The sequence below is a fragment of the Leptolyngbya sp. DQ-M1 genome (assembly GCF_039962505.1).
In the GTDB taxonomy this organism is placed as follows: Bacteria; Cyanobacteriota; Cyanobacteriia; order Leptolyngbyales; family Leptolyngbyaceae; genus Leptolyngbya.
Window position 1 is genome coordinate 43,101 of sequence record NZ_JAMPLJ010000005.1, and the last position, 24,948, is coordinate 68,048.

Annotated in this window: 28 protein-coding genes and 1 pseudogene; 15 read left to right on the forward strand and 14 right to left on the reverse strand. The window is 49.2% G+C overall.

Annotated elements, in window-relative coordinates; all coding sequences use genetic code 11:
* The first annotated feature begins 16 nt into the window (after nucleotides 1–16).
* A complete protein-coding gene (gene msrA / locus NC981_RS16645; RefSeq protein WP_348243985.1) occupies nucleotides 17–661 on the forward strand; it encodes a peptide-methionine (S)-S-oxide reductase MsrA in 645 nt (214 codons plus the stop codon).
* Here msrA and NC981_RS16650 read toward each other — a convergent pair.
* From NC981_RS16650 to NC981_RS16660, 3 genes are all read right to left on the reverse strand, one after another.
* Nucleotides 646–2,325: an MBL fold metallo-hydrolase gene (locus NC981_RS16650; RefSeq protein ID WP_348243986.1), complete on the reverse strand. Its 1,680-nt coding sequence runs from the start codon at nucleotides 2,323–2,325 to the stop codon at nucleotides 646–648. The two genes, msrA and NC981_RS16650, sit on opposite strands and share 16 nt — an antisense overlap.
* A 93-nt stretch (nucleotides 2,326–2,418) precedes the next feature.
* Nucleotides 2,419–2,541: a hypothetical protein gene (locus NC981_RS16655; protein ID WP_277881347.1), complete on the reverse strand. Its 123-nt coding sequence runs from the start codon at nucleotides 2,539–2,541 to the stop codon at nucleotides 2,419–2,421.
* Between the two features lie 231 nt (nucleotides 2,542–2,772).
* The gene (locus NC981_RS16660) at nucleotides 2,773–3,258 is read right to left on the reverse strand and encodes a sporulation/spore germination protein (protein WP_348243987.1); all 486 of its coding nucleotides are present in this window, start codon (nucleotides 3,256–3,258) and stop codon (nucleotides 2,773–2,775) included.
* A 300-nt stretch (nucleotides 3,259–3,558) separates the two neighbouring features.
* On the opposite strand from NC981_RS16660, the gene mgtE reads away from it, so the two are divergent.
* From mgtE to NC981_RS16675, 3 genes are read left to right on the forward strand one after another with little or no spacing between them, the layout of a single operon-like run.
* A complete protein-coding gene (gene mgtE, locus NC981_RS16665) occupies nucleotides 3,559–4,911 on the forward strand; it encodes a magnesium transporter (protein ID WP_348243988.1) in 1,353 nt (450 codons plus the stop codon).
* Between the two features lie 35 nt (nucleotides 4,912–4,946).
* Entirely contained in the window at nucleotides 4,947–6,128 is a 1,182-nt protein-coding gene (locus NC981_RS16670; RefSeq protein ID WP_348243989.1) for a DNA double-strand break repair nuclease NurA, read from the forward strand.
* 32 nt (nucleotides 6,129–6,160) lie between these two features.
* Nucleotides 6,161–6,622, forward strand: a complete 462-nt coding sequence (locus NC981_RS16675) for a DUF29 domain-containing protein (protein WP_348243990.1) — start codon at nucleotides 6,161–6,163, stop codon at nucleotides 6,620–6,622.
* Here NC981_RS16675 and xseB read toward each other — a convergent pair.
* Entirely contained in the window at nucleotides 6,619–6,870 is a 252-nt protein-coding gene (gene xseB / locus NC981_RS16680) for an exodeoxyribonuclease VII small subunit (protein WP_348243991.1), read from the reverse strand. The genes NC981_RS16675 and xseB overlap by 4 nt on opposite strands.
* Before the next feature lie 26 nt (nucleotides 6,871–6,896).
* The gene (xseA, locus tag NC981_RS16685; RefSeq protein ID WP_348243992.1) at nucleotides 6,897–8,138 is read right to left on the reverse strand and encodes an exodeoxyribonuclease VII large subunit; all 1,242 of its coding nucleotides are present in this window, start codon (nucleotides 8,136–8,138) and stop codon (nucleotides 6,897–6,899) included.
* Nucleotides 8,139–8,300: 162 nt separating this feature from the next.
* On the opposite strand from xseA, the gene recA reads away from it, so the two are divergent.
* The 4 genes and pseudogenes from recA to NC981_RS16705 all read left to right on the forward strand — a co-directional run.
* On the forward strand, nucleotides 8,301–9,377 hold the full coding sequence (recA, locus tag NC981_RS16690) for a recombinase RecA (RefSeq protein ID WP_348243993.1): 1,077 nt from the start codon (nucleotides 8,301–8,303) through the stop codon (nucleotides 9,375–9,377).
* The gene (locus NC981_RS16695; protein ID WP_348243994.1) at nucleotides 9,343–10,077 is read left to right on the forward strand and encodes a hypothetical protein; all 735 of its coding nucleotides are present in this window, start codon (nucleotides 9,343–9,345) and stop codon (nucleotides 10,075–10,077) included. The genes recA and NC981_RS16695 overlap by 35 nt, the downstream gene beginning before the upstream one ends.
* A 633-nt stretch (nucleotides 10,078–10,710) precedes the next feature.
* Nucleotides 10,711–10,959, forward strand: a complete 249-nt coding sequence (locus NC981_RS16700; protein WP_348243995.1) for a UPF0175 family protein — start codon at nucleotides 10,711–10,713, stop codon at nucleotides 10,957–10,959.
* An 18-nt stretch (nucleotides 10,960–10,977) separates the two neighbouring features.
* Nucleotides 10,978–11,076, forward strand: a pseudogene (locus tag NC981_RS16705) (DUF3368 domain-containing protein); the annotation flags it as partial.
* 93 nt (nucleotides 11,077–11,169) lie between these two features.
* Here NC981_RS16705 and dnaK read toward each other — a convergent pair.
* The 3 genes from dnaK to NC981_RS16720 form a co-directional block, all read right to left on the reverse strand.
* On the reverse strand, nucleotides 11,170–13,077 hold the full coding sequence (dnaK, locus tag NC981_RS16710) for a molecular chaperone DnaK (RefSeq protein WP_348243996.1): 1,908 nt from the start codon (nucleotides 13,075–13,077) through the stop codon (nucleotides 11,170–11,172).
* A gap of 267 nt (nucleotides 13,078–13,344) precedes the next feature.
* Nucleotides 13,345–13,857, reverse strand: coding sequence for an Hsp20/alpha crystallin family protein (locus NC981_RS16715; protein ID WP_199298414.1), 513 nt, complete (start codon nucleotides 13,855–13,857; stop codon nucleotides 13,345–13,347).
* Nucleotides 13,858–14,249: 392 nt separating this feature from the next.
* On the reverse strand, nucleotides 14,250–14,774 hold the full coding sequence (locus NC981_RS16720) for a Uma2 family endonuclease (RefSeq protein WP_348243997.1): 525 nt from the start codon (nucleotides 14,772–14,774) through the stop codon (nucleotides 14,250–14,252).
* 189 nt (nucleotides 14,775–14,963) lie between these two features.
* Here NC981_RS16720 and trxB point away from each other — a divergent pair, with 189 nt between their 5' ends.
* Complete coding sequence (trxB, locus tag NC981_RS16725; protein ID WP_190375723.1) at nucleotides 14,964–16,331, forward strand: thioredoxin-disulfide reductase; 1,368 nt, start codon at nucleotides 14,964–14,966, stop codon at nucleotides 16,329–16,331.
* A 121-nt stretch (nucleotides 16,332–16,452) separates the two neighbouring features.
* Nucleotides 16,453–16,872 carry a DUF2358 domain-containing protein gene (locus NC981_RS16730; protein WP_348243998.1) on the forward strand — a complete coding sequence of 140 codons (420 nt, stop codon included), beginning with the start codon at nucleotides 16,453–16,455 and terminating at the stop codon, nucleotides 16,870–16,872.
* 4 nt (nucleotides 16,873–16,876) lie between these two features.
* Here NC981_RS16730 and NC981_RS16735 read toward each other — a convergent pair whose 3' ends face one another.
* Nucleotides 16,877–17,329, reverse strand: coding sequence for a hypothetical protein (locus NC981_RS16735; RefSeq protein WP_348243999.1), 453 nt, complete (start codon nucleotides 17,327–17,329; stop codon nucleotides 16,877–16,879).
* Nucleotides 17,330–17,433: 104 nt separating this feature from the next.
* The gene (locus NC981_RS16740; protein ID WP_348244000.1) at nucleotides 17,434–18,033 is read right to left on the reverse strand and encodes a hypothetical protein; all 600 of its coding nucleotides are present in this window, start codon (nucleotides 18,031–18,033) and stop codon (nucleotides 17,434–17,436) included.
* Nucleotides 18,034–18,182: 149 nt separating this feature from the next.
* Here NC981_RS16740 and NC981_RS16745 point away from each other — a divergent pair, with 149 nt between their 5' ends.
* On the forward strand, nucleotides 18,183–18,506 hold the full coding sequence (locus NC981_RS16745; RefSeq protein ID WP_348244001.1) for a DUF760 domain-containing protein: 324 nt from the start codon (nucleotides 18,183–18,185) through the stop codon (nucleotides 18,504–18,506).
* Between the two features lie 44 nt (nucleotides 18,507–18,550).
* Here NC981_RS16745 and NC981_RS16750 read toward each other — a convergent pair whose 3' ends face one another.
* A complete protein-coding gene (locus tag NC981_RS16750) occupies nucleotides 18,551–19,732 on the reverse strand; it encodes an HhoA/HhoB/HtrA family serine endopeptidase (RefSeq protein WP_348244002.1) in 1,182 nt (393 codons plus the stop codon).
* 177 nt (nucleotides 19,733–19,909) lie between these two features.
* Here NC981_RS16750 and psbQ point away from each other — a divergent pair, with 177 nt between their 5' ends.
* Nucleotides 19,910–20,353, forward strand: coding sequence for a photosystem II protein PsbQ (gene psbQ / locus NC981_RS16755; protein ID WP_190375717.1), 444 nt, complete (start codon nucleotides 19,910–19,912; stop codon nucleotides 20,351–20,353).
* Between the two features lie 52 nt (nucleotides 20,354–20,405).
* Nucleotides 20,406–21,473 carry an FAD-dependent oxidoreductase gene (locus NC981_RS16760; protein WP_348244003.1) on the forward strand — a complete coding sequence of 356 codons (1,068 nt, stop codon included), beginning with the start codon at nucleotides 20,406–20,408 and terminating at the stop codon, nucleotides 21,471–21,473.
* Here the strand turns inward: NC981_RS16760 and NC981_RS16765 are convergent, their stop codons facing one another.
* Together NC981_RS16765 and NC981_RS16770 are read right to left on the reverse strand one after the other, a co-directional pair.
* Nucleotides 21,474–21,908, reverse strand: a complete 435-nt coding sequence (locus NC981_RS16765; RefSeq protein ID WP_348244004.1) for a hypothetical protein — start codon at nucleotides 21,906–21,908, stop codon at nucleotides 21,474–21,476.
* Nucleotides 21,909–21,963: 55 nt separating this feature from the next.
* A complete protein-coding gene (locus NC981_RS16770; RefSeq protein WP_348244005.1) occupies nucleotides 21,964–22,284 on the reverse strand; it encodes a hypothetical protein in 321 nt (106 codons plus the stop codon).
* Between the two features lie 155 nt (nucleotides 22,285–22,439).
* Between NC981_RS16770 and hemC the strand changes: the two genes are divergently transcribed.
* Nucleotides 22,440–23,408, forward strand: a complete 969-nt coding sequence (gene hemC, locus NC981_RS16775; protein ID WP_348244006.1) for a hydroxymethylbilane synthase — start codon at nucleotides 22,440–22,442, stop codon at nucleotides 23,406–23,408.
* 67 nt (nucleotides 23,409–23,475) lie between these two features.
* Nucleotides 23,476–24,222, forward strand: a complete 747-nt coding sequence (locus tag NC981_RS16780; protein ID WP_348244007.1) for a phosphoadenylyl-sulfate reductase — start codon at nucleotides 23,476–23,478, stop codon at nucleotides 24,220–24,222.
* On the opposite strand, the gene NC981_RS16785 is transcribed toward NC981_RS16780, so the two are convergent.
* Nucleotides 24,214–24,876, reverse strand: coding sequence for a Uma2 family endonuclease (locus NC981_RS16785; RefSeq protein ID WP_348244008.1), 663 nt, complete (start codon nucleotides 24,874–24,876; stop codon nucleotides 24,214–24,216). The two genes, NC981_RS16780 and NC981_RS16785, sit on opposite strands and share 9 nt — an antisense overlap.
* Nucleotides 24,877–24,948 lie beyond the last annotated feature (72 nt).

The following is a 24,948-nucleotide window of genomic DNA, read 5'->3' on the forward strand; positions in this document are numbered from 1 at the left end:
CCTAAGAGAAAAAGCAATGGTGTTATTTGGATTTGGCAAAAAACTGGCGATTCCTACTCCTGATGAAGCGCTAAAAGGTCGATCGGAACCAATGCCCGTTCCCGCGAAGCATTTCGTCAAGGGTCATCCGCTCAAGCCTCCCTTCCCGCCTGGAATTGAAACCGCCGTCTTTGGTCTCGGTTGCTTCTGGGGTGCGGAGCGAAAATTCTGGCAGCAAGAAGGCGTTTACACGACTGCCGTTGGTTATGCCGCAGGGAGCACTCCAAATCCGACTTACCAAGAAGTTTGCTCTGGCATGACCGGACATAATGAAGTTGTATTAGTGGCTTACGATCCGAAAGTCATCAGTTACGAGCAACTCTTGAAAGTATTCTGGGAAAGCCACGATCCGACTCAAGGAATGCGCCAGGGAAATGATGTCGGCACTCAGTATCGATCGGGAGTCTATGTCTACAACGACGAACAGCGCAAGGCAGCAGAAGCTTCTCTGAAGACCTACCAGGAAGAACTCGCAAAAGCAGGATACAAAGCAATCACCACCGAGATTCTAGACGCGCCTGAATTCTATTATGCTGAAGCTTACCATCAGCAGTATCTCGCTAAAAATCCCAATGGCTACTGTGGTTTAGGTGGTACAAAGGTCTGCTATCCCGGAGCTTGATCCACATCTTCGCGAGTCGGCTCATTCGCTTCGCTCCATGTAGTGTTTGCGCTTTGAGCCGCCTCAAACGCTGGACAATATCCATCCGGTGTCACCTTGAAATTAAACAACGGTGATCTCGGATTCCAGCAGCGTTGCCCCCGAAAATGCCGACAGCGAAAACAACAAGCTTTCTCAGAGCTATCCATCCAAGACGGCGATCGTTCGGTATTTTGCGTCATTAACTCGCGCTGAGACAATCCCCGCAAGACTAAATCTTGACCCTGCCAACGCGCCTCAATCAGCCCGGTGTCAGAGATCGATCGCCATCGCGGATCGTTTGTGATTGCCTCCGGAAGCGTGATCGTCACCACCGTTCCAAGCTCGGCAAGCTCACCTTCGTAAGTCGTTTCTGGTGGTGCAGGCTGGAGGAAGGTTTCTCCGATTGGTAACTCAACCAAGTTACCTGAAGCGGGGGAATGTAGATGATAGCGGTTGTGCAATTCCTCTAATCCGGCTAAATCCGATAGATAGTTCGGATCACCGTGAACGAAAATAACGTGTTGGGGACGCAAATTGTGAATAAACTGCGTGGTACTTGCCCCATCACAATGTTGTGCTAGCAGATAGGTTTCGATCGCATACTTCGGTGGGATATCAATCAATCCTTCTTCTAGATGTTGCGGCAGTAGAATTAGCCAGCGCTCTGGCGTATCTTCGCAAAATTCCTGCCAATCTGTTGAAAAATCCGTCAGCACAATACAAGGCGACTCACCGACTAGCGGTCGCTGCTCCGGATGCAGTCGTCGCACCCGTGGACGAACGCGATCGTCCCAAAACAGCGATTGATGCTTGGCAAAGTTCTGCACCGAAGCAGGCAAGTGCGGTAAAAGCGCTAAGTAGGCATCACACCCAGACGCGACCCGACCATCCACCCAGATATCTAAATCACGTCCGGTAAACGAGTGATGGCTCCTCAGCAGCATCAACAATTCTTGTCCAAGTCCAACCATCGGCAGCGGCAAGAGAACCGACCGCCGCTCGCTCAACACCCGACTCATTCTTTCAGCGATCTGATTTTCTTGCTGCCGTCGATGTGGAAATCGTGCCGTTCCATACGAGCCTTCGATAATCACCACATCCGGGCGCAATCCCCGCAGTTCCTCTAGCCGCAAGCCTTCCACTAAGCGGGAATTCGATAAAAAGAAATCCCCCGTATATAAAATTGAGTGCGATCGACCCTGATGCGGCGTATACGTCAGCAAAATCGCCGCTGCTCCGGGAAGATGACCCGCCGGAAATAGTTCAGCCGTCAGCCCATCCTGAAACTCAACCGGCGATCGCCAAGGCAGGGCATGAACAAATTGCGGAATTAGACCCGGTTGATCCAGCCAGTTAAGCGGTAATAGCTCTGTCGTCACTTCACTGGCATAAATCGGCAACTGCGGAAAAGCGCGATGCAAACTGAGCAAACCTTGAGCGTGATCCGAGTGAGCATGACTGCACAACACTACATCTGCCGGAGCGCGGTCAGGAGGATTTGAGACTGCACTCCCATCCGTGAGCGCAGAAATATCTGACAGCCCGCAGTCGAGCAGAATCCGATAGGGACCCATACGAACGAGAAGACAGACTCCTTCTTCGCCATGTCCCGCACCGTAAGGAAAACAGTCCAATTGCGTCACGTATCCACCCTAGAAAAACTCAGAATTCATACATCCTGAATTTGGAATCCAGGGTAGATTTTTCACCCTGTTTTCCGCGTTCTGGCTCTGATGCTAATGCGCTGAGCCATTGCCATGATAGTTATCTGTATCATAAAAACCGTTGCGCGTCCCAAAGAAAAGACAGGCAACCGTGAACACACCGGAGAGTACCAGTAGGACGAGCTTTACATCCATATTGCTTACAACCCTTAACCTTTATTATCAAGTGTACAAGAACGAAAATACAAATCGATACCGAGCATCCTAGAGCGAGTTTGCCCATAGTTTAAGAAATCACAGATTGATCTTAGATTCTCCCAAAGACAGAAATAGCGAAATCCCGTAGAGACGTGATTAATCACGTCTCTACGGGATTTCGGGTCAACGCAGAATCTGTGGCAGCATTTTTTTGAATCGATATGAACTCTACCTCGGTTTGATTAATTGACCCCGATCGGTAAATCGCACCGACTTAACCTTTAAAGCGGGATTTTGTGTCAGCGTTCGCCGCACGCTACCAAACAGCGATAACTGCTCGCAATTTGCCAGCGAGAGCAGCGATCGACGCGCATTTGGAATCGGGCGGAAATCAACGGTCGCAACTCTAGATGCCACTTTGACCCGATATCCTGCCACTCCTAAGCTTTCACTATTTGCCTTTTCCAATGTTTTCGCGATCGCCTGAGTCACAGGTTGATTCGCCGCGATCGTCTCTTTTGAGGTGATGAATTTGTTGCACTGGCTATCTAGCTGAAAAATATTTACCGTAATCGTCCTACCACCAGGGTTAGGAGACGCTTTGGAAGTCGCGACAGCCGGAGAAGGGGAAACTGCAACTGACGGGGGTTCGGGCGATCGGCAACCGCTAACAATAAACCAGACTAGATTAAAAAGAACAAATCCTCGAATCATTTGTGTCGCAACTTATCCTGTTTTTGTGACCCGTAGCTGGAAAGAGAAATGATACCAACTAGGGTAGATCCTTGATCGCGCTATGGTGCTTCTAAAGACGGGATTTCGCTCTCCGTGTTCTCGGAAACATTGTGAAATTGCTGTTTCAGAGTTAGCATAAACGTAGCAATCCCCGCTAGGGGTATTGATGTTGAATTCTTCAAAGTTCATGGACGAAGTCCATTTATCTATATCAAAGTACACTTTCTAGCCTGGATGCCTTGGTCTTCCAGCGCGAGGAAGATCGAGGAGGAAAGTTAAATGCTGACTCAAGACAGTCGAGCAACGCTCAGAGGAATTTCGGATCTCAACCGTCTGAAGCTCGAACTCAACGAACTGCCTGCGGTTGATGTAGGCGACTACATCACCGGACTCGAACCTGAAAAGCAAGCGATTACGTTTCGGCTTCTGAACAAAACTCAGGCAACGGATGTGTTTGAATATCTGCCGCCCGAAGTTAGAGAGTCGCTGCTGGGTTCTCTGCATAATGCTCAGGTGTGCCAAATTGTTGAATCGATGCGTCCGGACGATCGGGCAGAGTTGTTCGATGAGTTGCCTGCTGGAATTGTTAAACGCTTGGTGCAACAACTCAGCCCGGAAGAACGGCAAGCCACAGCGACGATTTTGGGCTATGCCGAAGGAACCGCAGGTCGGGTAATGACGACCGAGTATGTTCGACTGCGACAAGGTTTAACCGTCGGAGAAGCATTGAGCAAAATTCGATTGGCTGACCGGGATAAAGAAACGATCTACTACGCCTATGTCACCGACAACAACCGCAAGCTTAAGCAAGTTGTATCGTTGCGGCAGTTAGTGTTCTCGATCCCCGATGCCAAAATTGAAGACATTGGCAGCGATCGCGTGATCAAAGCGCGGACGGAAATGCAGCAAGAGGAAGTGGCGCAACTGATGAAGCGCTATGACTTGTTAGCAGTTCCGGTGGTCGATCGTGAAGATCGGCTGGTTGGGATCATTACCGTCGATGATGTGGTGGACATTCTTGAACAAGAAGCCACCGAAGATATTCAAAAACTCGCGGGGGGTGGCGGTGATGAGTCATCGCTTTCAACCCCGATCGAAAAGCTGCGAAATCGTGTGCCCTGGCTGTTAGGGATTATGGCGCTGTATATCGGGGCTTCTAGCGCCATTTCGCCGTTTCAATCGACGATCGCAGCCGTTCCGGTGCTGGCGGTGATTATGCCATTGTTCTCGAATACTGGGGGAACGGTTGGCATTCAAGCGCTGACGGTAACCATTCGATCGCTTGGTATCGGTGAAGTCACTTCTCAAGACACAATGCGAATTCTGCGAAAAGAACTCCTTGCAGGACTCGGAACCGCTTTGGCATTGGGTCTAACGATGTTTGTCTTGTCGCTGATTTGGACAAAGCCGGAAGAACGCTGGGTCGGAGTTGTGGCGGCAGTCGTTATGGCATCCAATAGCATTGTTGCCGTGACCCTCGGAACACTTTTACCAATGGGACTGAAGCGGTTGAAGCTTGATCCGGCTTTGGTTAGCGGGCCGTTAGTGACAACTTTATTGGATACGATCGGCTTTATCACCTTCCTCACGCTGATTACATTCAGCTTAAACGTACTGAAACTTCCAACTTAGCTCTAGGATGAGGGTAGTTCGCAATTACTGCTCTCATGTTAGATCTGACAAAACTGGCTCAACAGATGCAAGGGATTAGTCAACAGCTAACCCTAGAAGCAACCGCAACGCGGCAACGGCTCGATCGTGCAAATTTGCTGATGGCACAAGCGTTCGATCGCCAAGCCGAGCTAACTGAGATGCAGCAATTGTGGCGCGATCGCCTGAGTTTTACCGCAGCCATCCCGATCGAACCCCTGAATACACGGATTGCAATCGATCCTGCTCCCTTTGCTCATACCGTAATCGCGACAGATGGCTCTCAGATCGCACCGAGTCATCACGAAATTGCTTATTGCTATTTGATTAATGTAGGTCGCATCATTCTGCATTACGGGCAAAGTAAACTCCCCTTGCTCGATAGTTTGCCAGAAGTGTTTTATCGTCCTGAAGATCTCTACGTTTCTCGACAATGGGGCATTCGGACTGAGGAATGGATGGGCTATCAGCGAACCGCGTTAGAAGTGCAGATGCTTGCAGAATTAGCGCAGGCAATAATCGATGAAATGAGTGCGTCGACGATTTCGCTGGTAGATGGCTCGCTGATTTATTGGTTTTTGGAGCAGTTACCAACTGAGGCTCGCGATCGTATTCTTGCGCCGATTCTTGCAGCTTGGGATCAGTTGAGAGCGATCGAGGTTCCTTTGGTGGGTTATATCAGCGCATCCCGAAGCGGAGAAGCTATGAACTTTTTGCGGCTTCAAAGTTGTGCATATCTTGCTCCTGATTGTGCGACGCATTGTAGTGAAGTGGTGGATAGAGCGCCTTGCCAAGTGTTAGATCCGCTCAAAGATGCGGCAATTTGGGGAATGTTGCTAGAGCCAGGTCAGCGCAGTCCTTTGTGGAAAAGTTCGGCGCGAATTCAAGAGTTTTATGGCGATCATGCCATTCATTTTTGCTATGTGAATGTAGGCAGTGAGATTGCGCGAGTTGAGGTTCCTGCTTGGGTGGCAGAGAACTCAGCACTGTTGAATTCTGCATTGAGTTTGGTTTTAGCTCAGGTGCAGAAAGGATATGGTTATCCGGTTGCTTTGGCAGAGGCGCACAATCAGGCAGTCGTGCGAGGGGGCGATCGTGCGCGATTTTTTGCCTTGCTGGAACAGCAGATGATCAAAGCCGGCTTGCGAAATGTGGGAACGTCTTACAAAGAAGCGCGAAAGCGCGGCAGCATTGCATAGAATTGAGAGAATTACAACGCGGTGAGGCTCACATGAATACAGAGCTGAAGGTTAGTCAGTCAGAACTGTATGAAGCTGATTATTATTTGTGGATTCAGGACACACTCGAAAAGTTAAAACATCAGAACTATAGCCAGGTTGATTGGAAGAATCTACTGGATGAGATCGAAGACATTGAAAAAAGTGAACGAAGAAGCCTATCGAGCAATTTAGTGATTGTTTTATTGCATTTAGTGAAGTGGCAATATCAAATCGATCGTCGCTCACAAAGTTGGGAATTGAGTATTGTTGAACATTGGATACGAATCGAGGAAGCGCTAGAAGCTTCTCCAAGTCTTAAAAGCTATCTTACCGAAATTCTTGAGAAGCAGTATCGCAAAGCAACCCGACTTGCAAGCGCAGAAACTGGATTATCGATCGAAGATTTTCCTGCTAAATGCCCTTACTCGATCGCTGAAGTTCTAGAGAGTAGTTTAGAGACTTTTGACTGCTAAAACTCAGCTTCATCGGTCAACGTTTCAATCAACAAATCCACCTGCTTTTGTCGCTCTGCTAAAAACGATTCACATTGGCGTAAGTATTCAACCGCAGCCGAAAACTCCTCAAACACATCGGCTAATTCCAATTCGCCTGATTCAATCCGCGTCAAAATTTTCTCGACCTTTGCCACCGTCGTTTCATAGTTCCAGGGCTCAGAAGAACGATTCGATTTTTGAGCGTTTGCATTAGGAGAGGAATTCATCGGTAAAAGTTCGATCGCTATTTTACTTATACAGTTTTATCTGCCGATACGTTGGTTACAGTCACATCAATTTGCCCTTGTCCTAGCTGAATTTTTAAGGTTTTGCCAACCGTTACATCGTTCGTCGATCGCACAATTCCCGATTCTGCCCGAACTACTGCATATCCTCGCTGTAGAACCGATGCCGGATCAAGCGTAGTCAATTTTTCCTGAAGCATTTGACAGTGTTGCTCTGCAATTTGAAACCGTCTTTGCGTGGATTGAATCAATCGTTGACGCAGCCAGGAAATGACTTGTGCTTCTTGTTTCAAAGCACGATCGAGCTTCAATCGAGAGATACGATCGCGCAATCCAGCTAAACGATCGTGCTCCTCGCTCATGTATTGCAGCATCGCTAGATTGAGCGACTGAACTCGATTGTTGTGAAGCTCATACAAATCCGCCAAACAAGGAACCGCCTGTTCTGCCGCAGCCGTCGGAGTATGCGCCGCCAGATCTGCCGCCAAATCCGAAAGCGATTCATCGCGCTGATGTCCAATCCCCGCAATCACCGGAATTGGGCAATCCGCGATCGCTCTCACAACATTTTCATCATTAAAACAGACCATATCTTCGATCGCACCGCCGCCACGTGATATAATTAGTACATCTGCTCTGTTATCTCGCTCAACCCGTTTGATGGCAGCTACGATCGACAAAGGTGCTTGATCACCCTGTACCAATGCAGGTGAAAACAGCACCCGTAAACCGGGATATCGTCGCTTTAGCGTTCTTTGAATGTCTCCCCAAGCGGCGGCTTGCGGTGAAGTCACAACCGCTACGGTTTGCGGATGAGTCGGGATCGGGCGCTTGCAATCGGCATCAAACAGCCCCTCGGCTTCGAGACGGTCCTTGAGTTGACGCGATCGCAGAGCGCGTAAGCCTTCCCCCGCCGGAAGCGCTTGCCAGACGATTAACTGATAGCTGCCCCGGTGCGGCTGCACATGCACACGACCGAGCAAAATCAACTGTTCACCTGGAGCGGGTAACGTCGCCAACTTATGCAACTGACTATTCCAAACCACACATTGGATCGCAGCCTTCGCATCCGGATCTTGCAGCGTGAAAAACAACCCACTGCGATATCGCGTCGCACTCGACACTTCTCCGGTGAGCCAGACTTGGCGCAGTTGATCATCTTGCTCGATCAGCAACTGAATGTAAGCCGTAAGACCCGCCACCGTCAGGGCGGTATCCGGTACCAACAAGTTCGGCAGTTTCGAGGTCATTCTCGTTACCCTAGAAGAAGAAATACGAATTGTGCTGAGAGCGGCATCCTCTCTATGCTACAAAGTTTGGCAATTAGGTGATAGTTCGATCGCAATTCGGCTACAATTGCCCATCCCGTTCTGTCCCCACTCTCTTTTTTCACACCACTTTCTGAGGCGCTAATGGCAACTAAAACTACAGAAACGACCGATAAGCAAAAAGCCCTAAATCTCGTTCTCACCCAGATCGAGCGCAACTTCGGGAAAGGCAGCATCATGCGCCTGGGCGATGCCACCCGAATGAAAGTAGAAACGATTCCGACGGGAGCCTTGACGCTGGATTTGGCGTTGGGTGGCGGTTTGCCCAAAGGTCGGGTGATCGAAATCTACGGGCCTGAAAGTTCAGGTAAAACGACGTTGGCGCTTCATGCGGTCGCAGAAGTGCAAAAGGCTGGCGGCATTGCGGCATACGTGGATGCTGAACACGCGCTTGATCCGAGCTACTCAGCGGCGTTGGGTGTAGACATTGCGAACCTGCTGATTTCTCAACCGGATACTGGAGAGTCTGCGCTGGAAATCGTGGATCAGTTAGTGCGATCGACGGCGGTTGATGTGGTGGTCGTAGACTCTGTAGCCGCTCTGGTTCCCCGCGCTGAAATCGAAGGGGAAATGGGTGACTCTCATATGGGTCTGCAAGCGCGATTAATGAGCCAAGCGCTGCGGAAGATCACAGGCAACATTGGTAAATCGGGCTGTACGGTGATCTTCATCAACCAGTTGCGTCAGAAGATCGGGGTCACTTACGGTAGCCCGGAAACGACCACAGGCGGTCAAGCGCTGAAGTATTACGCTTCGGTGCGGCTCGATATTCGCCGGATTCAAACCTTGAAGAAGGGAACCGAAGAATTTGGAACTCGTGCAAAGGTGAAGGTCGCGAAGAACAAAGTTGCGCCTCCGTTTAGAATTGCAGAGTTTGACATCATCTTCGGTAAGGGAATCTCGACTTTGGGCTGTCTGGTTGATCTGGCTGAAGAAACGAGCGTGATTGTGCGCAAGGGTGCTTGGTACAGCTACAAGGGCGAGAATATCAGCCAAGGTCGCGATAATGCGATCAAGTACATGGAAGAGCGTCCAGAACTTGCGAAGGAGCTTGAGCTTCAGGTGCGCGAGAAGTTAGAAATGGGCGCACAGGTGTCTGCAAATTCGGTCGGTCAGGTCGATGAGCATGACAGCGAAGAGGAAGTCTTGGACGAAGAATAGGAATGAGGGCGATCGTTCTTGGTGGAGCGCTCGTCAGCCTTCTTTAGTCTTTTGGGTGGGCACAAAGCCCGCCTTTTTTATTGGTTTACATATCTTCCGTGTGGCATATTATACAGGTCGCCAGCTATGTCTGAGTATGAGTGATATTTGGTTTGTTCGTGCGGGTCGAGAGAGTGTTTATGCGGACGAGTTTATCCAAAACAAAGTCGTTGCGGTCGGGTGGTCAGAATTAGGCGAAGTTGACAGATTGCTCACCAAAGCCAATCTTGTGCCACTGTACAAGCAAGCCTACCCTACGCAGTCAGAGGGTAAAATCCAAGCTGCTGTCAGCCAGATCATACGCTTCATGCAAGAGATCAAGGTGGGTGATACAGTGATGACTCACGATCGCAATAAGCAGACGTACTACATCGGCAGCATTACATCTGAGTATCAGTGGAAGCCCGAAATCATTGCAGAACTACCACGCATACGAGAGGTCGAATGGAAATATCAAGTTCCGCGCGCATTATTAAGTAGCGACACGAAGAATACATTAGGCGCAATACAAACGCTTTTTCTCATTAAAGGAAAGCCAACGACAGAAATACACTCAAAACAGCAAGCCATTCAGTGCCTTCTGTACCCACATCTTCACCAGTCCTCACTCAGGCTCAAGAGCAAAATGATCTTGAGCGAGAAATTCGTGCAGAACTGCTAGAGAAGTCCGAACAGGCTATTGAAGATAGAATTATGCGATTGCAGTGGGATCAAGTCCAAGAGCTTTGCGCTGGCATTCTTCGTGCAATGGGCTATCGTACAACGGTTTCACAACGCGGCTCAGATCGTGGCGTAGATGTGTTTGCCTCGCCTGATGGTCTCGGTCTGGAGGAGCCACGCATTTTTGTAGAGGTGAAGCATCGCCCAAATACTACTATGGGTTCTCAAGACATACGCTCTTTTATTGGAGGTCGTAGCGCGGGAGATCGCTGCCTGTACGTGAGTACAGGAGGCTACACGAAAAGGCACGATACGAGGCAGATCGATCCAGTATTCCAATCACGCTGCTTGGAATTGTGGAGTTACGGAAGCTATTTGTTGACTACTATGAAAAGCTTGATGAGGAAATCAAAAGCTTAATTCCACTCAAGCGGATTCACGTATTAGCTGATTGATATGATGATTGTCGGAATAGACTCGCGCTGCGATCGTTGCCCGTGCGGCTGAATTCAAATACCTGATCGAAGCACTCACCAACTTTCTGGACACCGAGGCATTTGGGGTTGTCGATCGTGGAACTGGTATCAAAGACTTTAGGTTACGCTGAAAATGTAATTGGTAATATCGCCTAATTATGAGCATCATCATCTCAGATGAAATCCTGCAAGCATCGCAGCTTTCACCCAGCGAGTTTCAACAAGAGATCGCTGTATATCTGTTTCAGACAGGTCGCTTAACCTTGGGCTATGCCAGCAAACTAGCGGATATATCCGTCAATGATTTTCGTCAACTTCTCCACCAGCGTAATGTTCCACTCTACTCCTACGCTGTTGAGAATTTTGAATTGGATTTGAAGAACTTACAACAACTAGGGCGCTTGTGATCATTATGTGATCATTACATTATTAGTGATACATCAGCCATTACCAATCTAGCAGCGATCGATCAACTGCAACTTTTGCCTCAACTCTATACTCAAGTAAACATTCCTAAAGCCGTCTAATTCACCCACCTCGGTTGCAGGGTTTTAAACAAAAAAGCTGGTAGCTCCAGCAAAGGAAACTACCAGCCTCAATCACAATCAAACTAGAGTTTACTTCGACTCGGTGAAGTCAGCATCAATCACATCATCACCGCCAGTCGAACCCGTCGAACCGCCTGCACTTGCACCCGGATCAACGTCTGGAGCAGCACCGCCACCCGCTTGCTGATAGAGGTTTTGGCTAATGCCATACAGTGCCTGTTGCAGATCCGTGGTCAGCGTCTTGATCCGATCGAAGTTCTCTTGGGCGATCGCCTCTCTGAGATCCTTGACCAAACCTTCAACCTTGGTCTTGTCATCGGCAGGAACCTTATCACCAAGCTCACTGATCTGCTTCTCAGCCTGGTACGCCAGCGAATCCGCTTGGTTCTTCATGTCAATGCGCTCACGCCGTTCTTTGTCTGCCGAAGCATTGACTTCAGCATCGCGAACCATGCGTTCAACATCATCCTTCGGCAAGGTCGATGCACCCGTGATGCTGATCGATTGTTCCTTACCCGTGCCCTTATCTTTCGCAGAAACAGTCAAGATACCATTGGCGTCGATGTCGAAAGTGACTTCGATTTGAGGAACACCACGCGGAGCCGGGGGAATTCCATCGAGACGGAAGGTTCCAAGGCTCTTGTTGTCGTTCGACATTTCGCGCTCACCTTGCAGCACATGGATTTCTACATTGCTTTGTCCATCCACTGCCGTCGAGAACACTTCCGATTTCTTGGTCGGAACTGTGGTGTTACGAGGAATAATCTTGGTCATCACACCGCCCAAGGTTTCGACACCGAGAGACAGCGGAGTCACGTCGAGCAGGAGAATATCTTTCACTTCACCTGCCAACACCCCTGCTTGAATTGCAGCACCCATTGCCACAACTTCATCGGGGTTAACGGTTTGATTCGGATCTTTGCCCAGAACGCGCTTCACGACTTCTTGAACCGCAGGAATCCGGGTCGAACCCCCGACTAACACAACTTCATCGATCTTGCTCTTGTCGAGTTTCGAGTCACGCAATGCCGCTTCAACTGGAATGCGACACCGATCGATTAAGTCGGCACAGAGTTCTTCAAACTTCTGACGAGTAAGAACATTCTCTAAGTGTTTCGGCCCGTCTTGGGTCGCTGTGATAAACGGCAGGTTAATGTCTACTTGGGTAACGCTGGAAAGCTCGATTTTCGCTTTCTCAGCCGCTTCGGTTAGGCGTTGGAGGGCTTGCTTGTCTTTACGAAGATCAATCCCTTCCGCCCGCGCAAAGTTGTCTGCGAGGTAATCTACGATCTTCTTGTCGAAGTCGTCACCGCCTAAGTGTGTGTCGCCTGAAGTGGCAAGCACTTCAAACACACCATCACCCACTTCTAGAATCGAGACATCAAACGTACCGCCGCCCAAGTCAAAGACCAGAATTGTTTCGTTGCTCTTCTTGTCGAGACCATAAGCCAGCGATGCCGCAGTCGGCTCGTTGATGATCCGCAGCACTTCTAGACCGGCAATCTTACCTGCGTCTTTGGTCGCTTGGCGCTGGGAATCGTTAAAGTAAGCGGGAACGGTGATCACCGCTTGGGTAACATCTTCGCCCAGATACTTACTGGCATCTTCTTTCAGCTTGCGAAGAACTTGAGCAGAGATTTCTTCCGGTGCAAACTGCTTACCTTGTGCGGGGCAGTCGAGTTTTACATTGCCACTGATATTCAGGACTTTGTAGGAAACTTCTGTGGTTTCGTGCGTCACTTCATCAACGCGACGACCGATGAACCGCTTCACGGAATAGAAGGTATTCTCTGGGTTCATCACGGCTTGACGCTTTGCGATTTGACCGACTAAGCGATCGCCATTTTTCGCAAATGCAACGACGGAAGGAGTTGTCCGACCGCCTTCTGCATTCGGAATCACAGTGGGCTTACCGCCTTCCATCACAGCGACACACGAGTTTGTCGTTCCTAAGTCAATTCCAACAACTTTTGCCATATTGGTGCTTCGGCTCCATCACTATCAAATGCTTTGTCAGGGTAGGGGACTGGCAATAGTGCCAGAATCAGTTCGGGGCGGCAGGACTCAAACGGGTTAATGCCACCAAAGCATCCTTCAATCCCCTACCTTATATACTGTTCGGCTAATGGCGTTCCATGAAGGGGTATTTACCGTACCTACCGAACCATTTCGGGGGACGGTTGGGGATGGGAAGTAGGGAGAACAGAAATTAGTATTCCTGCTCCCTACTCCCCACGCTCATCTCTAGCTATTCCAAACGTCTGCGGTTTCCGCTTCAGCTTGGGGTGCCTCCGGTGCTGCTTCAGCTTGGGGTGCGATCGCAGCTTCGGTTGTGCCAGTCAAGTTCAGCTTCACCACCGCAGGCTTCACCGCTTGGTAGCGTGGCAGCGTCAGCGTCAGAATACCGTCAACGAATTCAGCTTTGACTTGATCGTTCTGCACAGCAGCAGGTAGCGTGATCACGCGGTGGAACTTGCCGTAGCGGAACTCAGAGCGGAATCCTTTCGTGTCGGTTTGCTCAAACTTGCGCTCACCGGAAATCGCGATCGCATCGCGTCCGACTTGCACTTCAACATCTTCTGCCTTAATACCAGGGAGTTGAACGCGAACGGTGAAGGCATCATCGCTGCTATTGAACTCGATCGCAGGTGTCCAGGTTGCTTCGCGGGTTGGCATCAATTCGTTGAAGAGTTGATTGAATTGACGACGAGCTAGTTCCATTTCTTGCCAAGGTTGCAAACGAGTAGAAGTCATCATGGTCATTGTTTAAGAGAGAGGAGTTAAGTCTTGGGCTTTGTTCGTCCGCCCTTGATGTTTCTACTGTAAGAAGAATGGAGGGCGATCGCACTGAGGCAAACCGTAATCGTGCGGGTGTAGTTGCCGATGGGTGAAATGCGCTCTGTTTGGTGAGCCGATGACTCGTTTGGGTTTCCCGAAATTTAGCCTTAGCTTTGTAGGGTATGGTTGAGTTGCTGTTGGATCTGTTGAACTTCTGCTGAACTTCTGCGATCGGTAACCCAGCCAAAATTGCTGAAGCTCCATGAGGAATAAGCAGCCTAAACAAACACAACTAAGCAAAGTTGATAAATTCAGCAAATGAACAATCTTCGATTCACTCAGTCAACCCTTGATTGAAGCGATCGAACAATTTATTCTCCCGCTTGCATCACTTGATTCACAGTTAATTGCAATTCAGGAAGCTGAGCGGATTGAATTTGATCGTCGCCTCGCAGTACCGCCGCTTCATAAAATCCATCTGCCAAAGTCAGTAAAGTAATTTGCGCTTCATCTGGATCAATAATCCAGTATTCTGCAATGCCTCGCGCTGCATATTCCGCGCTGCTTCGCAGATACCGCAAGGGTGGCTTATATCGATAGTCACGATCGCGATTGGTTTTGCCCAGAGACACAATCTCGATCGCGATCGCAGGCGGCGGCATCTCCAGTAGAACTGTGCCTCGCGCAGCACCACTCAAAGCTTCAACTAATTCGTCTGTAAACACCATCAAATCTGGAAAGCGAACTCTTGCCCGTGCGCCGCTGACGACCAGTTCGTAATCTTTGTGGCTATTTTTCTGAAACGGCAGCAGCTTGAGAAGCTCTGACAGCAAAAACAGCGCAATTCGGCTATTCCGAGTGCTTTCCGGTGGCATCTCAACCAAGACTCCATCCACTAACTCATAGCGCTGCTCTGTCCCGGCATCATACGCTAAATATCGCTAAATATTCGGCAAGTGTCATTCGCTTTGAAGCGAGAGTCATAGAATCGATCGCATACCTACGATCCGTATTTTACCTGGTTCATTTTCTTTCAGATCTGCGCTATACTACTCATAGTCGTTATGAGTTTGTAATAGAATTTTATGGCAAACCCAACTGTCGAAAATTTAGTGATCATTGGGTCGGGTCCCGCTGGCTATACGGCAGCAATCTATGCAGGACGCGCCAACCTCAAGCCGCTTGTATTTGAAGGATTTCAGGCAGGAGGAATTCCCGGCGGACAACTCATGACCACGACCGAAGTTGAAAATTTTCCTGGTTTTCCACAAGGCATCACGGGGCCTCAGTTAATGATGCAGATGAAAGCGCAAGCTGAGCGTTGGGGTGCAGAGCTGGTGACAGAAGATGTGCTGTCGGTTGATTTTTCGCAGCGTCCATTTACGATTCGCTCTGAAACTCAAGAAGTTAAAGCACATAGCGTTGTCATTGCGACCGGAGCGACAGCAAAACGGTTGGGTTTACCGAATGAGCATGAATTCTGGAGCCGTGGCATTTCCGCCTGTGCGATTTGCGATGGTGCAACTCCGATTTTCCGGGGTGTGCCGCTGGTTGTAATTGGCGGTGGAGATACAGCCGCCGAAGAAGCAATCTATCTCACCAAGTACGGCGATCATGTGCATCTGCTGGTGCGGGGCGAAGCGATGAGAGCCTCGAAAGCGATGCAAGACCGCGTTTTGAGCAATCCTCGTATCACCGTTCACTGGAATTCTGAAGCGATCGATGTCGTCGGTGATGTCAAACATATGACCGGGGTGAGAATCCGCAACCGCAAGACCAACGAAGAAAGCACGATCGACGCGAAAGGTTTGTTTTATGCGATCGGGCATACACCAAACACTGCTCTATTCAAAGGTCAACTCGAACTGGATGAAATTGGTTACATCAAGACCCAGCATGGCGGCGTTGAAACCAGTTTAGAAGGTGTGTTTGCCGCAGGTGATGTGCAAGACCACGAATTTCGTCAGGCGATTACCGCAGCCGGAACCGGATGTATGGCGGCAATGCTGGCGGAACGCTGGTTGTCGGTGAATGGATTGGTGCAAGAGTTCCCTCGGATTCAAGCAGACGTGCCGAACGAAGAGAATACCGCTCACGCTCCCATAGAAACCGAAGTTATTGAGTTTAGCCTAGAATCGACGCGGCATCGGGGCGGTTTGGCGTTGCGGAAGCTGTATCACGAGAGCGATCGTCCAATTTTGGTCAAATATGTCTCTCCGACTTGCGGGCCTTGCCACACGCTGAAGCCAATTCTCAACAAAGTTGTGGATGAGTTCGACGGTAAGATCCACTTCGTTGAAATTAACATTGAAGAAGATCAAGACATTGCCGAAGCAGCAGGGGTCATTGGAACGCCGACTGTGCATATCTTCAAGAACAAAGACAAGATTGCAGAACTCAAAGGCGTGAAGCAAAAGAGCCAGTACCGAGAGGTGCTCTCGGCTCATCTCTAAGCGATTTAGGTTTCGCTCTGTTCTGACCACAGCGGATGAGGAGAACTTGTCCGCTGTTTTTTATTGTCATACGATCGTCTGTCAATGCCACAATGCCTAGACTCGATCGAGGTGAAATCCGATGATTGCTCAAAACCGAGTTGACGAAATCATTCACACGCTCAAGCAAGATCTACCCACTTTGTTTGAGAAGGATATTACCTACGACATCTATAGTTCAGATATCTTCTTCAAAGATCCGGTCAATACCTTTAAGTGGAAGTTTAACTATCGCATTATCTTTTGGACATTGCGCTTTCACGGCAAACTGTTTTTCACTGAGCTATTTTTCGATCTGCATCAGGTCTACCCCAAAGATGAATGGACTATCTTGGCGGATTGGACAGTTCGCGGAACGCTGAGAGTCCCTTGGAAGGCGCGACTTTTGTTTAACGGCACTTCCACTTACAGTCTTAACGCAGATGGACTGATTTATAGGCATATCGACACTTGGGATCGATCTCCCAATGAAATTCTGAAACAGTTCTTTCAGAAGGGATAAGCGCTTACTCACCTCGACGACTCCTAGAGCGAACATAACGGAGTTTCGCTCTAGTTCCTTTAATCACAATGAATAGAATCACCCCTGGAACCAGGAGATGCAGCGCTAAAACTAGAATCGCTGAAAAGAGAGTCTGGAAACTCAGCGGTGTAGTTCCAGTCAAGAGTGGCTCAAGCGATGCGTAGATGATATACCCACAGAGACCTAAAATGGGTAGCCCGATCGCGACCCAACTGATCACAATGATGCCCCAGGGCATCCGACCGTGGCTCAGACCCCGATACATCCGTCCCTCTACCGCCACTTCTCCCATCGGCGTAAATCCGGACGGAACCTGCTCTACATCAAAGTATTGGTTTGGCGGCGGAACTGAAATATTGCGTTTATCGCTCAACTCTGGATCGGCATCAAATTTTGAAAAATCGAACTCTGAACCGGAATCAGTGTTCTTGCTCATTGCAACACCCTTATGAAGAGAATGAGTGAGGCTTCAATCAGCTAGACGGCGTTTCCTGATCGAAGGTTTCTCTGTTTTAATCCGATCACGCATCAATTGCGATTTTAATCTTTAACCCAGAGTGCAAGTCCGCCTCCCCGTCCACGGGCTGCAATGAAGTGATCGCGAATCAGGAAAAACGCAAAAAAGGGAAGTTTCCCAATAGAAGTTTCTGAAAATGCTTGTTCCTTTTCGGCTCCACCCCGCACCGCTTGAGTATAAATGGGCTGATCTCCTAAGCAAACCTGGATCTGTGTAAACTCAAACGCCAGCAAATGCTTCTTCGGTTGAAATCGCGCAGGGCCGGAAAACTTCAAGGACAGCAGCCCGATTCGCGCTTGATTGCCAATCCGCTCGGCTCCAGACTCATCGGTACTAAATGAGATTTGAGCTTTCGCAAGTTTAGGCACATAGTATCCTTTTTTCAGTTTGATTCCACCTTGGCGGATTTTGCGGGTTCCAGTGGCAAAACAAAGCCGCCACTGCCCCTGGAGTTGCGAAAACTGGTCATCGATCGATCGCTGCTTTGCCAATTTTTCAGCCTGCAAAAGCGCATCTACAACGCTCTCGGCTGCCGGACGGTTCGCTGTTGAGTTCTGGAATGCCAAAGCAGCCTGCTCTAAAACGGCAAGAAAATCGGGCGCGGTAGGGGTTGAGGAAGTCATGAGCGCTGAGCGAGACAGTTAGAAGGATTATAGAAAATTTGACGATCACCCTGCTCGCAGATCCTAAAGAAGCAATTTTTACCACCGTTCAAAGTGGGCGAATTTGTAAAGAAATGCCAAAATAATTGGATAGGTTTTTGTGGAACCCAATGGCATTTAATCCTGACAGTGCTAATTTTCTTCATACCGATGCTGAGGCAAGCGACGCAAACGCGCTGCTGCGTTACCTTCAGCATCAACCGCCCGAAGTCCTAGAGCGGGTGGCACGATCGGCTAGTCCTCAAGTCAAGCAGATTGTCTCCCACAACGTGCAGGGGTTGGTCGGTGTTCTCCCCGGAGACGGCTTCAACGTCAAAATTACCACCGATCGCGAAAATCTTGCAGGACTACTCGCTTCCGCAATGCTGACCGGCTATTTTCTGCGTCAGATGGAGCAGCGGATGGAACTCGAAAACAATATTGGGGATCTCTAAGGAGATCTCTAAGCGCACCGATTTCTAATCAATGCGCCTCGGATTTAGCTTTTTTTCGGAAACGCGCCCGGACGTACCTGAACGGTCTGTGTGCTGTTTCCTCGCTTCACCTCGACTTGAAGTGGCGCTCCAATTTGACTTGCTTCGACCTGTCTCTGAACATCAGAGGTAGTCTGAACTGAAGTGCCGTTAATTTTTTGGATAATATCGCCGGGACGTAATCCCCCTTGAGCCGCCGGAGAATTCTCTGCAATCCGCGCAATAAATACGCCTTGATCTTCTGTGACTTGCGCTCGACCGCCCGATTCTTTGTTCAGTTCCTCACGAATCGCCGCCGTTAAATCAATCATCTGAATCCCCAAGTAAGGGTGATCGACACTGCCCTTAGTGAAAAGCTGTTCGGCAACTCGCTGAGCAGTTTCGATCGGAATCGCAAATCCCAATCCCTGAGCATCTGCCCGAATTGCCGTATTAATGCCAATCACTTCACCGCGATCGTTGAGCAACGGCCCACCCGAATTGCCGGGATTAATCGCGGCATCGGTTTGAATAAAGCTGACTCGTTTATCCGAAACGCCGACCTGACTGCTCGATCGACCCGTCGCGCTGATAATGCCAGCCGTGACTGTGTTATCGAGACCCAACGGATTTCCGATCGCGATCGCCCACTGCCCCGGAATCAAACTGGTCGATTTTCCGAGCGTTACGTTGGGTAGCCCTGCCGCATCGATTTTCACGGCTGCCACGTCGGTTACAGAATCCGCTCCAACGACTCGTCCCTCGAAAGTACGTCCATCTTTCAGCGTTACTTCTACGGTGTCAGTTCCTTCGACCACATGAGCATTCGTGAGCAACCGACCATCTGAAGTGAGCAGAAAGCCTGATCCAGTTCCGCGCTCGACTCGATCTTCAGGAGCTGGAAGCTGATCACCAAAAAACCGCTTGAAGACAGGATTCCGAAACGCTTCAGGGACATTACTTGATACGCGCCGAGTCGCATTGATTCGCACTACCGCAGGGCCTGCTCGATCGACCGCCGTAGAAATAAAATTTTCATTTTTTGCGATATCTGGAGACACCAGAATCGTGCTGGGCGGAGCGGATTGCACCTGAAACGGCTGCCCTTGAAGCCGGTTGCTCAAATAATGATTTGCCACCAAGCCCGCTCCACCACCGACGGCTAACAGCGAAGCTCCGATCGCGACTTGTCTGAAGGAGAGAACCATATAACGTAACGCGAAAAACAGCGGTGTATTCAGTGTATCTTTGTCTTTTGAATCCGGTGGGTATTTCTGTGACCGATTCGGAGGGACTCGTTTTGGGATAGACTGCTTTTACACAGACTGCGCCTGATTTTCGGCAGTTTGAAGGCGTGGTATATCAGTGAGTTGAAACATAGGGTTATGGCAAAGTATCGTTCTATTCTGGCACTTGTTTTTTGCACGATCATGGCGATCGTCATGGTGGGCTGTAGCAGTCCGACAGCAGTGAAGCCAACTTACACTCCGGAGAAAATTGCAGAGATTCAGAGCTATGCAAAAGATTTGAGCGAGTTGAGCGATCGCTTACCTGAATTACAAAATCTGATTCAGCAAGAGGATTTCATCTTTGCGCGGAACTTTATTCATGGGCCCTTGGGTGAGATCCGCGTGATTATGAGCCGAGTTGCGGGCAGCTTGTTGCCGAATGAGCAGAAGCCAGCGCGCGATCTGGCAAAACAGATTGCAAACGATTTGGTGGAGATCGATCAAGCCTCGGCATCGAATAACTATAAGGAAGCGATTCGCTACTATGGGGAAACGGTGAAGGATTTAGAAGCGCTCACCAAGTTGATTCCACAAGGTTAAGTGAAAGGGGGCGAAGGATGAATTCTCAAGTTGTTTATGCTTCGCCCTGCATATGAAGATTACGATCGCAGGCTGTGGCGTGGTGGGCGCGACGATCGCTTACGAACTCAGCAAGATTTCAGGTTTAGAGATTACGGTGACCGATGCTCAACCGACTCCGGTTCAAGCCGATTTAACTCAATGCCCAACCTCTACAGGGGCAGCACTCGGCGTATTAATGGGTGCAATCAGCAAAAAGGAAAAAGGTCGCAATTTGAGAATGCGACTGCATGGAATCCAGTATTACAACGAAACCATTCCAGAGTTAGAAGCGCTGACCGGACGATCGATTCCCTTCAATCGCCAAGGCATTTTGATGCTGCAATTTCCCGATGATGATTTGTCGGTTTGGCATCGCTTGATCGAGGTGCGACAGAAACAGGATTTAACTTTAGAACTCTGGGATCAAGCGCGATTAAAATCAGAGCTTCCGTTTCTCGATCGTGCTTCTGCTGCGGTTTATTCACCGAGTGATCGACAAGTTAATCCCGTCGTACTCACTCAAGCGTTAATTGGAGCGGCAAAATTGCGAGGTGTTCGGTTTGAGTTTGGAACCAAAGTGATCGGAATGCAGGATCAGCAGGTTCAGACTTCTGGGGGTGCGATCGCTTCAGATTATCTCGTGATTTCTGCGGGAGTGGGAACGAGTGCGATTGAGAAGTCGATCGATATTCGACCTGTTTTGGGGCAAGCCATTCACCTACGATTACCGAAACCCTTAAGTGATTCGGATCTACCTGTGATTACTGGGAATGATGTGCATATTGTTGCGATCGGGAAGTTAGATTATTGGGTGGGTGCAACGGTTGAATTTCCTACGGAAGCGGGGGAAGTGTTGCCGCCCGATCAATCAATGTTTGATGACGTGATGCGACAAGCGATCGAGTTTTGTCCGGCTCTCAAAGATGCAGAACCGATTCGGACTTGGTTTGGCTTGCGTCCGCGTCCACAGGGTCGTCCCGCTCCAGTGATTGAAGAACTTAAGCCGAATGTTTTACTTGCAACTGGACATTATCGAAACGGTGTTTTGTTAGCACCAGCGACCGCAGCAGAAGTGAGAGCAAAAATTCTAGACAGATGACTAAGCTGCTGATTGCAATTGGGGTTTGACAAAGGCATCTAATGTATCTTCCCGCCTAGCGAAAATCCTCCAAACCGTACTATCGACTAGCTCAAAGGCTAATTCACAAGCTGAATTGGTCATATCAAAGTCAACGGCGGGAATATCAGCAGCATTCAAGCAGGCGACGAGAGTAAGATTAATAACCTGATCGAATAAATTTGCAAGTTTCACAAGGTCTTGCCAGTTGAGAATGATTGGAGAGCTAGAGATTTGAGTTTCTAAATCTACGATTCCTGCTTCCCAAACCTCACTGATATCGCCGATCGCTTCTAGGTCTAAAATCGCCCAGACGAGCTTGTGATGCGCTTCTGGAACAACCTGCAACAAATCAATTAAATCGATCGCCAACACTCCAGTGCTATTCGTTTGCGATAGTTCGATTACGGCTGACATAAAAACCTCTTAGAGCGATACTGGTTCAGCACTCATCCGCTTCCCTGTAACTGGATCATACCGATAGTTGATGCGGATTGGTGTGATCAGTTCGATCGTGATCGGTGAAATCAATATCTCGAATCAGCCTGCCGTTTTCGCCAAATTCGCGAACTTGAGTATAGGTTTGATTTCTTCTACGACTTGTTTTTTCGCCCAATTGAGTATGTGGGTACGGAGAATCAGGCAAAGCACGCCCTGTTTTTGGATCTCTGGGTAGGGGACGGTGAAATGTATAGATTGAAATCATCGCATAGGCAATAAAGGCTGACTGTATGAAAGCTGATTCTGGTGTGTGGTAAGTATGCAACTTCTGGAGTTTGTGCAAAATTAGCAAAGAAGTTACAAATCCAATAAGAATTTATCGCTTCAGACCTTGCAGCGCTTAATCATCTGTAACGATTTCGAGCCGATCTCACCACAAATCGGGCATCACACTACGGTAAGGTGAAGAAAGTCACTTAATAAGCACGTATCAACTACCCGCTAATTATGTCCTCAACTGTCTCTAGCCCAACCCGTACCATCAAGATTGCTTCCCGCAAGAGCCAACTCGCATTAGTGCAGACTTATTGGGTGCAGGAGCAGTTACAAAAAGCTTTTCCCGATCGCACCTTTGAAGTCCATACAATGGAGACTCAAGGCGATAAAGTCCTGAACGTCGCATTGGCAAAAATCGGGGACAAAGGCTTATTTACTAAAGAACTTGAAGACGGAATGCTTAATCGCACGACAGATTTTGCGGTGCATTCGCTGAAAGATTTGCCGACGCGCTTGCCAGAAGGCTTGATGCTGGGTTGTGTCACCGAGCGCGAAGATCCCGCCGATGCCTTGGTCGTGCATGAAAAACACAAAGATAAAGAGCTTGCGACCTTGCCCGAAGGCGCTGTGATTGGAACCTCCTCGCTGCGGCGCTTGGCTCAGCTGCGTCATCACTATCCGCACCTCAGCTTCAAAGATGTGCGCGGTAATGTGAACACTCGCTTGGCAAAATTAGATTCGGGTGAATACGATGCCATCATCCTAGCGGCAGCAGGATTGAATCGATTGAACTTTAGCGATCGCATTCATCAACTCATCCCGTCTGACATCTCCCTTCATGCCGTCGGTCAAGGTGCGCTGGGAATCGAATGTCGCGAAGGTGATACCGAAATTCTCGAAATTCTGAAAGTTTTGGAACATCAGCCGACTGCCTATCGCTGTTATGCAGAGCGGGCATTTTTGCGTGAATTAGAAGGCGGTTGCCAAGTGCCGATCGGAGTCAACACCACAATCGAAGGCGACACTTTGACTTTAACCGGAATCGTGGCAAGTTTAGACGGTCAAAAACTCGTCAAAGATAGCGTTTCGGGACTGGCAACCGATGCGGAGAAGCTCGGAACCGAACTGGCGCATCGTGCCAGAGAACAAGGAGCGCAGGAAATCTTAGACGAAATTCTTGCCACCCTAAACCGCAGCTAAACGCAATGCGCTCATAACGTTCGATAATAGAAAACGCAATATAGGGAACGCTGCCGGAGAACACACTATGGCGCAAACGATCGCGCAGTCTGCGTTAGACATTCCAAGTTTAGACGCGGAACTTTCAACCCAAAGTCCTCAGAGAATTCTGGAACGGGCGCTAGATCAATTTGACAACATCGCGATTTCGTTTAGCGGTGCGGAAGATGTTGTGCTGATCGACATGGCGCATCGTCTCAACAAAAAAGTGCAGGTGTTTAGCCTTGATACTGGACGGCTTCATGCGGAGACTTATCAGTTTATCGAGCAAGTGAGAAAGCACTACGGCTGCACGATCGACATTCTCTTCCCGGACACCGAGAAAGTTCAGCAACTCGTCACTGAGAAAGGACTGTTCAGCTTCTACGAAGACGGACACAATGAATGCTGTGGCATTCGCAAAGTTGAACCCCTGCGTCGCAAGCTCGGAACCTTAGATGCTTGGATCACGGGACAACGTAAGGATCAAAATCCGTCCACTCGTGCAACGGTTCCCGTGGTTCAAGTCGATACGGCGTTTTCATCGGACGATCGTCAACTGATCAAATTCAACCCCTTGGCAAACTGGTCTTCTGCGGATGTCTGGCTGTACATTCGTGGCTTTGAAGTGCCTTACAATCCGTTGCACGAAAAAGGATTTATCAGCATCGGCTGTGAGCCTTGCACCAGAGCCGTTCTACCGAATCAGCACGAGCGAGAAGGACGCTGGTGGTGGGAAGATGCCACGAAAAAAGAATGTGGCTTACACGCGATCAATCCCACGAAATCAGCTTAAGCGGTCTTTGAATTCCTGATGTTCTGGACTGTTTAACCCGGTTTGTAAATTCGATAGAACTGTTGCAATGTCGCCTTGCTGGAGTGAGGCGACATTTAGCCATAGTCCTGGAAAAATCCGGCTTTTAATTACGCCTGCTTCCGGTTCTAGCAAAACATATTCGCTATCTTGCAACCGAAACCAGCGAATCTGATTTTCGTAAATTTGCCAAACTAAATACTCTTTCACGCCATTTCGGCGATAAGCGTTTAACTTGGCATTGAGATCGACCGATGCGCTACTCGCTGCAATTTCCACGACCAGTTCTGGCGCACCTTCGATGTAATCATCTTCAGTAATTCGAGAGCCGCCCCCCGCTTCGGGTTCGATTCGCAATAAAGCATCGGGTTGTGGCTCATTATCCAGATCGAGCCGAACGGTTGCATTGTCTTCGATATCAACCCCTGGAGTCGCAGCAACATAAGCTGTTAGCCATCCAATCACATAGGCGTGAGGCCTTCCATGTTGTTTTGCTCGGACGGGAGATGCCACGTATACGACTCCTTCGATTAATTCCGCCTTGAGATTAGGGTATGGAGCATATCGCCGCTCGAACTCAGAGCGGGAAAGACGATCGCCGCTTTCAAGTGGTGGAGTCGAAACTTGGCTGACCATAATACAAACCTCGGCATTTCTCTGATTTTGACACACACGCAAATCGCTATCCCAAAGTCGGTATGATGACAG